The sequence below is a fragment of the Streptomyces sp. NPDC046870 genome, assembly GCF_040704595.1.
Classification (GTDB): Bacteria; Actinomycetota; Actinomycetes; order Streptomycetales; family Streptomycetaceae; genus Streptomyces; species Streptomyces argyrophylli.
On sequence record NZ_JBEYXM010000004.1, the window covers coordinates 79,694 to 93,626 of the forward strand.

The window sequence follows — 13,933 nt, forward strand, 5'->3', positions numbered from 1 at the left end:
CGCTGCCGGGTGTGTCGCCGTACCCCTGTCAGCCGTGCCAGGTGCGGGCCCGCAGGGGCAGTCCGGAGGCGCCGGACTCGGGCGTGCGGATCGCGAGGACCTGGTTGACGCCGATGCGGTTGCGTTCGAAGGCGAGCGCGGAGGCGGCCATGTACAGCTGCCAGACCCGGGCGCGGCCGGGGCTGGTGAGGCGCACGGCCCGGTCCCAGTCGGCCTCCAGGTTGGCGACCCACCGGCGCAGGGTGAGCGCGTAGTGCTCGCGGATGGCCTCCACGTCCCGGACCTCGAACCCGGCCCGCTCCAGCTGGGTCACGGTGGTGCCGACGGGGGCGAGTTCGCCGTCGGGGAAGACGTAGGCGTCGATGAACTCGTCCACCTCGTACGCCGACTCGTCCCGCTGCGGGCGGCGGGCGATCTGGTGGTTGAGCAGCCGGCCGCCCGGCTTGAGCAGGGCGTACAGCTGACGGGCGTACTCCAGGTACTTCTCGGCGCCGACGTGCTCGGCCATGCCGATGGAGGAGATCGCGTCGAAGGGGCCGTCCACGACGTCCCGGTAGTCCTGGACCCTGATCTCCACCCGGTCGGTCAGCCCCTCGTCGGCGACGCGCTTGCGGGCGTACGCCGCCTGCTCCTGCGAGAGCGTGACGCCGACGACGCTGACGCCGTGCTCGCGGGCCGCGTGGATGGCCATGGAGCCCCAGCCGCAGCCGACGTCCAGCAGCCGCTGACCTTCCTTCAGGCCGAGCTTGGCGCAGACCAGTTCGAGCTTGTCGCGCTGGGCGGACTCCAGGGTTCCGGCATCCTCCCAGTAGGCGCAGGAGTACACCATGGAGGGGCCGAGGACGATCTCGTAGAAGTCGTTGCCGACGTCGTAGTGGTGGCTGATGGCCCGCTTGTCGGTGCGGCGGGTGTGCAGCTTCCGGCGGGGTCGGCGGATCTCCTCGCGCGGCGGGGCGGGCGGGATCGGCGGGCCGGCCAGTTTCAGCAGCTCACGGGCGGCTGCCCGGACGTCGGGGTCGCGCAGGGCCTGGACGAGGCCACGGGCGTCCTCCCCGCGCTCCCAGACGAGGCCGGCCATGGCGTCGAGCACGGTATATAGGTCGCCCTCGATCTCCAGGTCGCCGGAGACCCAGGCACGGGCGAGACCCAGCTCGCCCGGTTTGAAGAGCATGCGGCGCAGGGCTCGGCGGTTGCGTACGACGAGTGCCGGCGCGTCCGGCGGACCCGCCTGCGACCCGTCCCAGGCCTTCAGCCGTACCGGGAGCGGGGCTCCCAGCATCTGCTCGGCAAGACTCCTCAGCCGCGACGCGGCGTCGGCCATGGCGCACACCTCCAAGACGACGATCCCGGATGCCGGATACCACGTAAACACCGCGAGGGCCTCGGCGCAGTCCCGCAAAGGAGTTACGACTGGGCAAAACGGTTGCAGAAACCATGCAGATGGGTGCCCGGGAACGCCGGAAGACCTCCCGCACCACGGATGGCAGGAGGTCTTCCGGGTCGGTCACCGACAGGAGGACCTGTCGGTGACCGGACTGTCTTTCGGTGACCCGAGGGTCTGTCGGTGACCCGACGTCAGGAGGCCTTGGCCTTCTCCTCGGTCTTGCTCGCGGCGGCGACCGGCGCCGGCTTGGCGGCCTCGTAGAACTCCTCGCGCGGGTTCTCCATGGCGCCGAGGGAGACGACCTCGCGCTTGAGGAACATGCCGAGCGTCCAGTCGGCGAAGACGCGGATCTTGCGGTTCCAGGTCGGCATCGCCAGACCGTGGTAGCCACGGTGCATGTACCAGGCGAGGCGGCCCTTGACCTTGATCTTCATCTTGCCCATGACGAGCATGGCCACGCCCTTGTGCAGGCCGAGACCGGCGACCGCGCCCTTGTTGGCGTGCTCGTACTCCTTCTGCGGGAAGCCCCGCATGCCGGAGACCACGTTGTCGCCGAGGACCTTGGCCTGGCGCAGCGCGTGCTGGGCGTTCGGCGGGCACCAGGCGTTCTCCACGCCGGCCTTGCGGGCGGCGATGTCCGGCACCTGGGCGTTGTCGCCGGCGGCCCAGATGTAGTCCGTGCCCTTGACCTGGAGGGTGGGCTCGCAGTCGACGTGACCGCGCGGGCCGAGCGGCAGACCGAAGCGGGACAGGGCCGGGTTGGGCTTGACACCGGCCGTCCACACGATGGTGTTGGAGTCGACCTCCAGGCCGTTCTTCAGCACCACGTGGCCGTCGACGCAGGAGTCCATGGAGGTGGAGAGGTAGATCTCCACGCCCCGGCTCTCCAGGTGCTCCTTGCCGTACTGGCCGAGCTTGGGGCCGACCTCGGGAAGGATCTTGTCGGCGGCGTCGACGAGGATGAAGCGCATGTCCTCGCGGGACACGTTCTTGTAGTACTTGGCCGCGTCCCGGGCCATGTCCTCGACCTCGCCGATGGTCTCCGCGCCCGCGAAGCCGCCGCCGATGAAGACGAAGGTGAGCGCCTTGCGGCGGATCTCCTCGTCGGTCGTGGAGTCGGCCTTGTCCAGCTGCTCCAGGACGTGGTTGCGCAGGCCGATGGACTCCTCGATGCCCTTCATGCCGATGCCCTGCTCGGCGAGGCCGGGGATCGGGAAGGTGCGGGAGACCGCGCCCATGGCGATGACCAGGTAGTCGAACGGCAGCTCGTACGCCTCGCCCACCAGCGGGGCGATCGTGGCGACCTTGCGGTCCTGGTCGATGGTGGTGACCCGACCGGTGAGGACCTCCGCCTTCGGCAGCACGCGTCGCAGCGGGACGACGACGTGGCGAGGGGAGATGCTGCCGGCGGCGGCTTCGGGGAGGAAGGGCTGGTAGGTCATGTACGACCGGGGGTCGACGACCGTGACGGTCGCCTCGCCGTAGCGCATCTTCTTGAGGATGCGCCGAGCTGCGTACAGGCCTACGTACCCACCGCCTACTACGAGGATCCTGGGACGCTCCGTGGTGCTCATGGCATCGAGTATCCACCCGCCCCCGGGGGGTCGCTCGTGCGCCCCTTCACAAGGTCTGACGAGGCCTGTGTTAAACTCCGCGGCTCGCATGACGCGGACCATGGCGGCACGAGGGAACCGCAGGGCGCTTCGCCCCGTTGTCAAGGCCGCGTGAGCTGCCTCTCCGGCTCGGCGAGGTGGCCGTGAGGGCACCGTGACACCCTCGGAACACCCCCCTCCGGACCCCTCCCGCACCCCTCGTCTGAACATGTTCAAACAGCTCTCGGACCCCCGAAAGGGCCAATGGGCCCCCTTCCGGGGCCCGACGGGAGGGAATTCCTTGTGAAGAACTTCACGAAGGTTTCCGGCGGGGCATGACCAAGGGCCCCTCAAGGGGGCCCCGGGCACCGCTCAAACGTTATCCAACCTGCTCAGCAGGTGGCTACCACTCGGTAACAAAAGAGAGCCACGCCACGCCTCACGCCAGCGACCAGGCGATGCCGTCGAGGATGTCGTGTTCGCTCACCACGACCTCCTCGGCGCCGATCCGCTCCATGAGCGCGAGCAGGACGAGGGCGCCCGCGCCGATGACGTCCACCCGGCCCGGGTGCAGGGACGGGATCGCGGCCCGCTCGGCGTGCGTGGAGCGCAGCAGCCGCTCGGTGATCTCGCGCACCCGCTCCCGGGGGACCCGGGAGTGGTGGATGCGCGTGGAGTCGTACGCGGGCAGCTCTTGGGCGATGGCGGACACTGTGGTGACGGACCCGGCCAGGCCCACCAGGGTGTGCGCCTCGCGCAGCGGGACCGACTGCTCGGCGAGGTCCAGGGCGGCCTCGATGTCGGCCCGTATGGCGGCGATCTCCTCCTCGGTGGGCGGGTCGCTCACCTCGCCGCCGTGCACCAGGTGCCGCTCGGTCATCCGCACGCAGCCGACGTCCACCGACCGGGCGGCGCGCACGTGGTCGTCGCCGACGACGAACTCGGTGGAGCCGCCGCCGATGTCCACGACCAGGTAGGGCGGGGTGAGGTCGGTACGGCCCGTGAGCTCCTTCGTGGCACCCGTGAAGGAGAACTCGGCCTCCTGGTCGCCGGTGATGACCTCCGGCTCGACCCCGAGGATGTCCAGCACACCGCGCACGAACTCCTCGCGGTTCTCGGCGTCGCGGGAGGCGGAGGTGGCGACGAAGCGCAGGCGCTCGACGCCGTGCTCCTTGATGACCTCCGCGTACTCACGGCAGGCGGCGAAGGTGCGCTCCAGTGCCTCGGGCGCGAGCCGGCCGGTGCGGTCGACCCCCTGGCCGAGCCGCACGATCGTCATCCGGCGGTCCAGGTCGGTCAGTTCGCCCGTCGCCGGGTCGGCGTCCGCGACCAGCAGACGGATGGAGTTGGTACCGCAGTCGATGGCGGCCACGCGGGTCACTTCTCGTCCCCCTCGCTGTCGTCGCGCTCGTCCGTCCCAGCGCTGTCGGGCGTCACGCACGCCCCCTTGCGCCACCACTCCGGCAGCATCGCCAGGGCCTCGTCGCCGAGCGGGTTCACGCCCGGGCCGGCGGCCAGCGAGTGGGCGACGAGCACGTGCAGGCACTTCACCCGGTCCGGCATGCCGCCCGCGCTCGGGAAGCCCTGGAGGACCTCGATCTCGTCCCGGCGGCGCACGTAGTCCTCGTGCGCGGCCCGGTACGCGGCGGCCAGCTCGGGGTCGCGGCCCAGCCGCTCGGTCATCTCCTTCATCACGCCGTTCGCCTCCAGCGTGCCGATGGCGGAGGACGCCTTCGGGCACGTCAGGTAGTACAGCGTCGGGAAGGGCGTGCCGTCGGGCAGGCGCGGTGCCGTCTCCACGACGTCCGGCTGACCGCAGGGGCAGCGGTGCGCGATGGCCCTGAGGCCGCGCGGCGGGCGGCCCAGCTGCTGCTTGAAGGCCTCTACGTCCGCGTCGGTGGGCTCGGTGCGCGGAGTGGGCGGCGGAGGGGTTTCCATGACTGCTTTCAAGGTGGGTTCGTGTCGGTTGCCGGACCGGACGGGCCGGTCACTGGTCGGAGGCGTCGGCCTTGTCGACGCCTTCCCAGACGTTCGTGTACCAGGGCCGGCGGGCGGCCCCGAGGTCCGCGCGGGACTGCCTGGCGGCGCCCGGGTCGACGACCACGTACCCGGTCTCGCCGGGCATCACGTAGTGCAGCCGGCGGCGGATCTGCTGCTCGGCGTAGGCGTCGTCCTGCCAGCGCGCCTTCAGGTCGCGCAGCTGCTCGACGCGTTCACGGGCCTGCTCCCGCTGCCGCTCGAGGTCGGCGATCTGCTCGCGCTGGGAGACGTACTGCCGCATCGGGTAGGCGAGGGCGACGATCATCGTGCACAGCACCAGCGCGAGCAGCGCCGCGCGGCCGGTGAGCCGGGAGCGGCGGGCCTGCCGCTTGGTCTGGGAACGGTAGACCCGGGCCGCCGTCTGCTCGCCGAGCAGCCGCAGCCTGGTCGCGGTGGAGAAACGGTCCCGGTCCCTCACGGCCATCTGGCTCTCCGCCTCCCCTTTCACACGCGCGTACGTCCCCGGACACGGTACGGGACCGGGCACGGGGACGTACGTACGACTGGCTAAGCCTTACGCCAGGATGGGTCAGCCCTTGGAGATCCCGCCGCGGAAACGCGGGAACGCGCTGCGGCCCGCGTACACCGCCGCGTCGTCGAGGATCTCCTCGATGCGCAGCAGCTGGTTGTACTTGGCGACGCGCTCGGAGCGGGCCGGAGCACCGGTCTTGATCTGGCCGCAGTTGGTGGCGACGGCCAGGTCGGCGATGGTGACGTCCTCGGTCTCGCCGGAGCGGTGCGACATCATGCACTTGAAGCCGTTGCGCTGGGCCAGCTCGACGGCGTCCAGGGTCTCGGTCAGCGAGCCGATCTGGTTGACCTTGACCAGCAGGGCGTTGGCGGCGCCCTCCTCGATGCCGCGGGCGAGGCGCTCGGGGTTGGTGACGAACAGGTCGTCGCCGACCAGCTGGACCTTGTCGCCGAGCTTGTCGGTGATGACCTTCCAGCCGGCCCAGTCGTCCTCGAACAGCGGGTCCTCGATGGAGACGAGCGGGTAGGCCGCCACGAGCTCCTCGTAGTACTCCGTCATCTCGGCGGCGGAGCGCTCCTTGCCCTCGAAGAGGTACTTGCCGTCCTTGTAGAACTCGGAGGCGGCCACGTCGAGCGCGAGGGCGATCTGCTGGCCGGCGATGTAGCCGGCCTCCTTGATGGCCTCCAGGATGAGGTCGAGGGCCTCACGGTTGGAGCCGAGGTTCGGGGCGAAGCCGCCCTCGTCGCCGAGGCCGGTGGACAGGCCCTTGCTCTTCAGGACCTTCTTCAGGGTGTGGTAGACCTCGGTGCCCCAGCGCAGGGCCTCGGAGAAGGACTCCGCGCCGATCGGGGCGATCATGAACTCCTGGATGTCCACGTTGGAGTCGGCGTGCGAGCCGCCGTTCAGGATGTTCATCATCGGCACCGGCAGCAGGTGCGCGTTCGGGCCGCCCAGGTAGCGGAAGAGGGGGAGGTCGCTGGCCTCGGAGGCGGCGTGCGCGACGGCGAGCGAGACGCCGAGGATGGCGTTGGCGCCGAGGGAGCCCTTGTTGTCGGTGGCGTCCAGGTCGAACATGGCCTGGTCGATCAGGCGCTGCTCGGTGGCGTCGTAACCGACCAGCTCCGGGCCGATCTGCTCGATCACGGCGAGGACGGCCTTCTCGACGCCCTTGCCCTGGTAGCGGTTCGGGTCGCCGTCGCGGAGCTCGATGGCCTCGAAGGCGCCGGTCGAGGCGCCGGACGGGACGGCGGCACGACCCGTGCTGCCGTCGTCGAGGCCGACCTCGACCTCGACCGTGGGGTTGCCTCGGGAGTCCAGGATTTCCCGGGCTACGACGACGTCGATGGACGGCACGAGCATCTCCTTCTTGGATGTGACGCTGGAAGTGCGGGGCGGTGTGCCTTACGGCTGTGCCTTGCGACTAGAGCCTAACCGTCCCGGGGGCGCCGGCCACCGACCGACCGTCCCGTGGACAAGCCGACGGTACCTTTTGTTTCTCGCCGAAACAAAGGCTTCAGGGGCCACTGGACGCAAAAAAGCCCCGCCCGGGTGCGTACGGGGGAACACGCACCGGGGCGGGGAGCCCGTGGGGACGGGGGTACGGCCCGCCGGGGCCGTCGGCGCGGCCCGCGCGCGGACGCGGGCCCGGGCCGGGGTCTTACTTGAGGTGCAGCTGCTGACCCGGGTAGATCAGGTTGGCGTCCTCGACGATGTCCTTGTTCAGCTCGAACAGCTTCTGCCAGCCGCCCCGCACGTGCTGCTTGACGGCGATGGAGCTGAGGGTGTCACCGGTGACGACCTTGTACTCGCCGTCGCCCTTCTTGACCTTCTTGCCGGTCGGGGTGGTGACGGTCTTGCTCTGGCCCTTGCTCGCGCTCGCGGCCGGACGCTCGGCGGAGCGGGAGGCGGCCTGCTCACCGGTGGAGCGGGTGGCGGTGGAGCCGCCCGAGCCGGTGGAGCCGCCCGAGCCGGTGGAGGTGCTCGGGGTGGAGGTGCTCGGCGCGGAGCCGTTGTACGGGGTGCCGGACAGGCCCGTGCCGCAGACCGGCCAGGCGCCCTTGCCCTGAGCGGCGAGGACCTTCTCGGCGACGGCGATCTGCTGCGCCTTGCTCGCCTTGTCGGCGGTGCCCGCGTACTGCGTGCCGCCGTACGCGGCCCAGGTGGAGGCGGAGAACTGCAGACCGCCGTAGTAGCCGTTGCCGGTGTTGATGGACCAGTTGCCACCGGACTCGCACTGGGCGACCGCGTCCCACTGGGAGGCGGTGGCCGCGGAGGCGTTGCCGGCCGCCATCAGCGGAGCGGCGACGGCGGCACCGGTGACACCGGCGAGTGCGACGGCGCGGACGGCCTTGGACGGACGACGGTGCTTGCCCTTGCTGGAGAACAGCATGGATCGATCCCCTCACCGACGCCTGCGAGGTGAGCTGTCGGGTTCGGGCCGGTTGAGTTGCCCGGCCGCACTCCGCTCACGCGGGTGCGGCTTCACCCCGAGCCGGTTCCGGCATCAACTGCCGGGCCCGGCGCCTACCTTGGGTCCCCCGCTCCTGCCTACGGCGCTTGACGCGACGACTGTTCCCGGGCGACCGCTGGCAGGATTCGGCGTTGCGGCTGCCGGGGCTCGTGGTGACGAGCGATCACGACCGTAGACACGCGATCCGCGGAATTTCAAAGACGATCAGGGCTTCTGAGACTCATCCCACACTTTCGCCAAATCGGACATTAGGGCGTTAAGCGGGACGTCAACTCCCCCTACTTCCCGCCCGATTCGCCCCCGACTTCCAGGGTCTGACCGGCACTGATGTGATTCGGGTCGGTCCCGATGGCCTTCTTGTTGCCGGTGTACAGCGCGCGCCATCCGCCGTCGACCTCAAGGGAGTCGGCGATGGAGGCGAGGGTGTCGCCCTGACGGACGGTGTACGTGTCCGTTTCACGGGAGGCGTGCCGACCAGAGGACACGGGCTTCTGACCGTTTGTCATGCTTTCGTCCGCGCCGCCCTCGTCCGCGCTCACGCCCCGGTGGCGTCCGCCGCCGAGGGACCCGGTGTCGACCAGGCTCCAGGAACCGGCGGCCTGCTGGGGGTTGTCCGCGACACCGGCGTCCGGGGTGACGGTGGGCGCGCTGCCGGTTCCCTGCGGGCTTCCGGCGTCCGGCGCGGTGGACTTGTCGGACTTGGGGGTGTTGGTCCCTGCCGAACCGGTGTCCGCACCGGCGGCCTTGTCCGGCTTGACGCTCGGCGTGGTGGCGGTCTCCTCCGAGGAGGAACCGGCCCCGGAGCCGGAGTTGGCGTCGGAGTCCGCGTCGGCGGAGGGCGACGAATCCGGCAGACCGGACGAGTCGGAGCCACCGGAGGAACCGGATGTACCGGAATTGCCCGCCGATCCGGATGTTTTACCCGAACCACCCGCTTTGCCCGAGCCACCCGAGCCACCCGAGCCACCGACGCCCGTGTCGACGTGTGTCGAACCCGAGTCCTCGGTGAGACCGGACAGCAGGGCACAGGTGGCCCAGGGGGTGGTGCCCTTGTCGGCGAGGATCTTCTCGGCGACGGCGATCTGCTGGTTGCGGCTCGCCTGGTCGGGGCTGGCCGCGTACTGCCCGCCGCCGTAGGCGTTCCAGTCCTCCTGCGAGATCTGCAGGCCGCCGTAGTACCCGTTGCCGGTGTCCGCGCTCCAGGAGCCGCCGCTCTCGCACTCGGCCACCTTGTCCCACGTGGTGCCGTCGGCCGCGTTGGCGCTCGCCGCGCCGAGCAGCGGGATGGCGATGGCGGAGCCGGTCACTCCGGCCGCGACGAGGAGAGCCGGGGCCTGGCGGGGGCGACGGTGTCGGCCGTTCCCGGAGAGCATGCAGAAGCCTTTCGAGCGACAGCAGGACCGGCGCGGCGAACGGAGCCGGTCGCCGCGCTGATGGGTGAACGTATCGGCAGACGATCACTTGTCACAAGTTCATGCCGCACAGATCACGTGAAGATCACAGAGTTGAACGTTCGTCATGTTCCCTTGAAGAGGCTGTGCGGGGTCCCGCCGCACCAGGTCGGACGGTGTACCCGGGAGGCGCCGAGTGCTCAGGAGGCGGGCGTGAACTCCACCGGCAGGGTGCGCAGGCCGCGCATGATGAGTCCGCCGCGCCAGCGCAGTTCGGCCGGGTCCGCGGCCAGCCGCAGGTCGGGCAGCCGGGTGAGCAGGGTGGCGAGCGCGGTCTGGCCCTCCAGGCGGGCGAGCGGCGCGCCGAGGCAGTAGTGGATGCCGTGGCCGTACCCGAGGTGCTGGTTGTCGCGGCGGGCGAGGTCCAGCACGTCCGGGTCGGCGAACCGCTCCGGGTCCCGGTCGGCGGCGGCGAGGACCACGAGCACCGGATCGCCCGGCGCGATCCGCTGTCCGCCGATGGTGAGCGGCTCGGTGGCGAACCGCCAGGTGGCCAGCTCCACCGGACCGTCGTAGCGCAGCAGTTCCTCCACACCGGTCGCCAGCAGGTCCGTCTCCCGGCGCGCCAGGGACTCCTCCAGCCTCCGGCGCTGTCCGGGGTGTGTGAGCAGGGCGTAGGTGCCGTTGCCGATGAGGTTGACGGTCGTCTCGAAGCCGGCGAACAGAAGGATGAAGGCCATGGCGGCGGCCTCGTTCTCGGTGAGGTGCTCGCCGTGGTCGGAGGCGCGGATGAGGCCCGAGATCAGGTCCTCGCCGGGCGCGGGCTCGGCGGGCAGCGCCTCGCGCTTCTTGTGGATGAGCTCGGCGAGGTAGCCGCGCATCTTCTTCACCGACCGGGCGACGCCTCCCCGGGGGCCTCCGCCGTGCCGGATCATCATGCCCGCCCAGTCCCGGAAGTCGTCCTGGTCCTCGCGCGGGACGCCGAGCAGGTCGCAGATGGCGTAGATGGGCAGCGGGAAGGCGAACTCGTGGATGAGGTCGGCGGAGCCGCGCCGCGCGAACTGGCCGATGAGGTGGTCGGTCAGCTCCTGCACCCGGGGCGCGAACTCGGCGACGCGGCGGGGTGTGAAGGCCTTGCTGACCAGCCGGCGCAGCCGGGTGTGGTCCGGCGGGTCGATGTTCAGCAGATGCGTCATCAGCTCGGCCTTGCGCTCGCCGGGGATACCGGTCTTGCCCTTGGCGTGCGCGGGCTCGTCGTGATGCGCCGGGTTCTTGCTGAGCCGCTGGTCGGCCAGGGCCTGCCGGGCATCGGCGTACCGGGTGACCAGCCAGGCCTCGACCCCGCTCGGCAACCGCGTCCGGTGCACGGGTGCGTGCTCGCGCAGCCAGGCGTAGGCGGGATAGGGGTCGGTGGCGAACTCCCAGGTGAAGAGGGCGGGGGCCGGCTCGCCCGGGTGGGAGGACGGCCGGGCGGGGTGGGAGGACGGCTCGGCGGGGCAGGGCTGGTCGGTCACACCTCGACCGTATCCGGCTCGCCGGGGGCGTCGGACGCGGTGGGGGCGAGGTGGGGGGGCGGGGGCGCGGTGCCGGCGGTATCAGACGGGCAGGCGCCTGGGGGGACAGCGGCGGCGCCGGTGCCGTGCCAGGCCGGCAGGCCCTCGGCAGCCCGTCACGCGCCCCGGGACACCCGGCCGCCGTCCCCGAGGCCGCGAGTGCCGGGCAGGCCGGCCTCGGGGACAGCGCGGCGAGGCGCGGTGCCAGGGCCCGCGAGCCCGGCGTCCGAACGAAAGACGCTAGGCCGGCAGGCCCTCGGCGGCTCGTATCGCGTCCCGGTAGGCCCGGGCCGCCGCGCGCAGTGCCGCCTCCGGGTCGGTGCCCGCCGCCTCGGCGCGGGCCGCCAGCGCCAGCAGCTCGTAGCCGATGCCGTCCCCCTGCGGCAGCGGGACGTCGAGGCCGGCCGTGCGGGTGCGGGAGGCCAGCTTGGCGGCGAGGGCCAGGCCGGGCTGGCCGAGCGGGACGCCGTCCGTCACCGACTCGCGCCGCTTCTCCTCGGCCTTGGTGCGAAGCCAGTGCTTCTTGACGTCCTCCGGGGTCTCGGCCCGCTCGTCGCCGAAGACGTGCGGGTGCCGGTGGACGAGCTTGGCGACGATGCCGCCGGCGACGTCGTCGACGGAGAACGGCGCGTCCGGGTCCTCCTCGGCGATGCGGGAGTGGAAGACGACCTGGAGGAGGACGTCACCCAGTTCCTCGCGCAGTTCCGCGCGGTCGCCGGCCTCGATGGCCTCGACCAGTTCGTAGGCCTCCTCGATGCCGTACTTGGCCAGGCCCTCGTGGGTCTGCCGGGAGGACCACGGGCACTCGGCGCGGATGCGGTCCATGACCTGCACGAGGTCCAGCAGGCGGGCACCGGGCAGGTCGTAGGAGGCGGGCAGCAGCTCCAGCTCCGGCATGGCGATCCGGCCGGAGCCCGCCAGCCGGGCGAGGCCGTCGGTGAGGGCGGGCTCGCCCTCACCCGTGGCCACGACCACCACCGTCCGGCCGCCGGCACAGGCGCCGACCAGCTCCTCGGCCGTGGGGGACGCCTCCGCCACGGCTATCCCGGCCTCGCGCAGATACGGCAGCTGCGGATGGGCGCCGTCCGCGCACAGCACGTCGTCGGCGGTGCGCAGGGCCTGCCAGGCGGGCCAGGACAGCAGACCGGGGGCGACGCGGTGGCTGGTGGTGAGCAGGACGATGCGGCCGGGGGCGGCTCCCCCACGGGCCTCGGGGCTGGTTTCGTTCACGATCCGAACGTAACCCACGGGGCGAGGGAGCGGACCGGGTTGTCCACAGGCCCCGCACGATCATGTGACCGTACGACCGGACGCGTCGCCGCGCCGGTCAGTGGCCCGCCTACGCCGTCACCGGCTCCCCGCCCGCCGTCGTGACCTCCCGTACCCACGGCGTCCCGGCGTCCACACGGCTGCTCTTCTGCACGTCCCAGGAGCCGTAGCGCGGGTTGAGGTCGACGTGGAGCTCCTCCGACGCCTTGGACAGCGCCTTCCAGAAGGCGGGCTGGCTCGTGTCGGTGCCGAGCCGCGCGGCCAGCTTCTGCGCCTCCAGTTGCAGCCGCAGGTTGTCGTCGAGGCGGGCCGGGGCGATGCCGTACTTCTGCAGCCAGGCCGTCTCCAGGCCCTTGCCGCCGCCGGCCTGCCGCTCCAGCTCACCGCGCATCTGCTGGATCTCCTTGCGGGTGACGCTGATGCCGGCGTCCCGTGCGGCGCGGTGCAGCACCCGGTCGAGCACCATGTTGTGCAGGGTGTCGCGGGTCAGGGTGCTGGTGGAGGAGACGACCTGCTGGTACTGCGCCTCGTCCGGCACCGCGGCGCGCTGCGCCCGGCGGACCTCGTTGACCCGGCCCTCCAGCTGGGCGACGGTGATCCGCTGCCCGCCGACGACGGCCGCGGCGCCCGGGTGCGCGTCGCTTCCGCAGGCGGTCAGCAGGGGTGCCGCGGCGGCGGTCACGGCGGTGAGGACGAGCGCGGTGCGGCGGCGGTGCAAGGGGACCTCCCAGGGAGATTGTGCGGCGGTGCACAAAGTCTTGCGGTGATCGATGGTAGGCAGTGGGCAGGCTGCGGCCAACCCATTCGACCAACGATTCGCGCGCGCTTCGGGCACCGCCGCGCCGCTCCCCGAGGGGCCGTCGGGCCGGCCGGGTCAGCCGACGACGGCCACGGGCGCGTCCCAGGCGTCCCGGTCGACGGTCAGCGTGACCCCGCCGTGCGCCTCCTTGCTGTTCACCATGTACTGGTGGCCGCGGCTGTGGTTCGTGTACCGGGTCGCGTCCCACGGCCAGTCCGCGGTCGTCGTGTTCTGCTTGTCCCACAGCGCGTACCAGAGGTTGCCCGGCAGGTCCGTCGTGTCCTTCGCGGTGGCGACGGCCTTGGCGCTGGAGCTGGTGAAGCCGTAGTAGCCGCCGCGGTAGGTCTTGGACCGCAGCGTCTTCGTGAACGAGCGGACGTACGTGAGCACGGCGTCGTTGCACGTCTTGTTCTGGACGTCGTACGGCTCCATGTCGAGGTACACGGGGCTGCCCGCCTTCATGCCGAGCGCGGACGCCTTGGCGACGGCGTCCTTGGCGTCGGTCACGCCGAGGGACGCCGCGGTCGCTGCGGACAGCTTCTCCGGGCTGGAGCCGGTCTGGCAGGGCGGCTGGGCGCCGACGTAGATCGGGATCAGTTTCCAGCCGAGGGAGTTGACCGACTTCACCCAGGAGGCGGTGAGGTTGGGCTGGGCGCAGCCGCGGTTCTTGCCGCCCACGTAGACGGCGGCGGCGCCGTAGAAGCCGGTGTGCCAGGCCTTCATGGCCGACAGCGAGGGGGCGGTGCAGGTGTCGAACGCCCGGCCCGTGAAGGTCTTCTGGGCCGGCCAGGTGGTGGCGGCCATGGAGGTCTGGGCGGCGATCCCGGCCCCCGTGACGACGGCCGCGCCGGCCACCGCCCAGGTGAGGTACCTGCGCTTCTTCGACTGCCGATGACCGGCCATGAACCCCACCCCTGCTCGTCGCACGGCGCGTCGACGCGCGTGCGTGTCTGGCGAAAACGA

At 71.4% G+C, this 13,933-nt stretch carries 12 protein-coding genes and 1 riboswitch; all 12 genes read right to left on the reverse strand.

Translation table 11 applies throughout. The annotated features are described in order from the left end of the window. Positions 1–28 precede the first annotated feature (28 nt). On the reverse strand, positions 29–1,321 hold the full coding sequence (locus AB0946_RS11465) for a cyclopropane-fatty-acyl-phospholipid synthase family protein (RefSeq protein WP_366760356.1): 1,293 nt from the start codon (positions 1,319–1,321) through the stop codon (positions 29–31). 254 nt (positions 1,322–1,575) lie between these two features. After that, positions 1,576–2,958 (reverse strand): NAD(P)/FAD-dependent oxidoreductase, encoded by a 1,383-nt coding sequence (locus AB0946_RS11470; RefSeq protein WP_366760357.1) that lies wholly within the window; start codon positions 2,956–2,958, stop codon positions 1,576–1,578. 457 nt (positions 2,959–3,415) lie between these two features. Beyond that, positions 3,416–4,357, reverse strand: a complete 942-nt coding sequence (locus tag AB0946_RS11475) for a Ppx/GppA phosphatase family protein (RefSeq protein ID WP_366760358.1) — start codon at positions 4,355–4,357, stop codon at positions 3,416–3,418. Further along, a complete protein-coding gene (locus AB0946_RS11480) occupies positions 4,354–4,914 on the reverse strand; it encodes a DUF501 domain-containing protein (RefSeq protein WP_366760359.1) in 561 nt (186 codons plus the stop codon). Before AB0946_RS11480 ends, AB0946_RS11475 begins: the two co-directional genes overlap by 4 nt. Positions 4,915–4,963: 49 nt before the next feature. After that, complete coding sequence (locus tag AB0946_RS11485; RefSeq protein WP_171155557.1) at positions 4,964–5,440, reverse strand: septum formation initiator family protein; 477 nt, start codon at positions 5,438–5,440, stop codon at positions 4,964–4,966. Positions 5,441–5,545: 105 nt separating this feature from the next. Further along, positions 5,546–6,847: a phosphopyruvate hydratase gene (gene eno, locus AB0946_RS11490; protein ID WP_041665249.1), complete on the reverse strand. Its 1,302-nt coding sequence runs from the start codon at positions 6,845–6,847 to the stop codon at positions 5,546–5,548. Positions 6,848–7,145: 298 nt separating this feature from the next. After that, positions 7,146–7,877, reverse strand: coding sequence for a transglycosylase family protein (locus AB0946_RS11495; protein ID WP_366760360.1), 732 nt, complete (start codon positions 7,875–7,877; stop codon positions 7,146–7,148). Positions 7,878–7,881: 4 nt separating this feature from the next. Then, positions 7,882–8,053: riboswitch (cyclic di-AMP (ydaO/yuaA leader) on the reverse strand. Positions 8,054–8,236: 183 nt separating this feature from the next. After that, positions 8,237–9,331, reverse strand: a complete 1,095-nt coding sequence (locus AB0946_RS11500) for a transglycosylase family protein (RefSeq protein ID WP_366760361.1) — start codon at positions 9,329–9,331, stop codon at positions 8,237–8,239. Positions 9,332–9,549: 218 nt separating this feature from the next. Next, a complete protein-coding gene (locus tag AB0946_RS11505) occupies positions 9,550–10,863 on the reverse strand; it encodes a cytochrome P450 (protein ID WP_366760362.1) in 1,314 nt (437 codons plus the stop codon). Between the two features lie 279 nt (positions 10,864–11,142). Next, entirely contained in the window at positions 11,143–12,132 is a 990-nt protein-coding gene (locus tag AB0946_RS11510; RefSeq protein ID WP_366760363.1) for a nucleoside triphosphate pyrophosphohydrolase, read from the reverse strand. Positions 12,133–12,241: 109 nt separating this feature from the next. After that, complete coding sequence (locus AB0946_RS11515) at positions 12,242–12,889, reverse strand: SurA N-terminal domain-containing protein (protein ID WP_366760364.1); 648 nt, start codon at positions 12,887–12,889, stop codon at positions 12,242–12,244. Between the two features lie 156 nt (positions 12,890–13,045). Next, a complete protein-coding gene (locus tag AB0946_RS11520) occupies positions 13,046–13,873 on the reverse strand; it encodes a glycoside hydrolase domain-containing protein (protein WP_366760365.1) in 828 nt (275 codons plus the stop codon). Between the last annotated feature and the right edge of the window lie 60 nt (positions 13,874–13,933).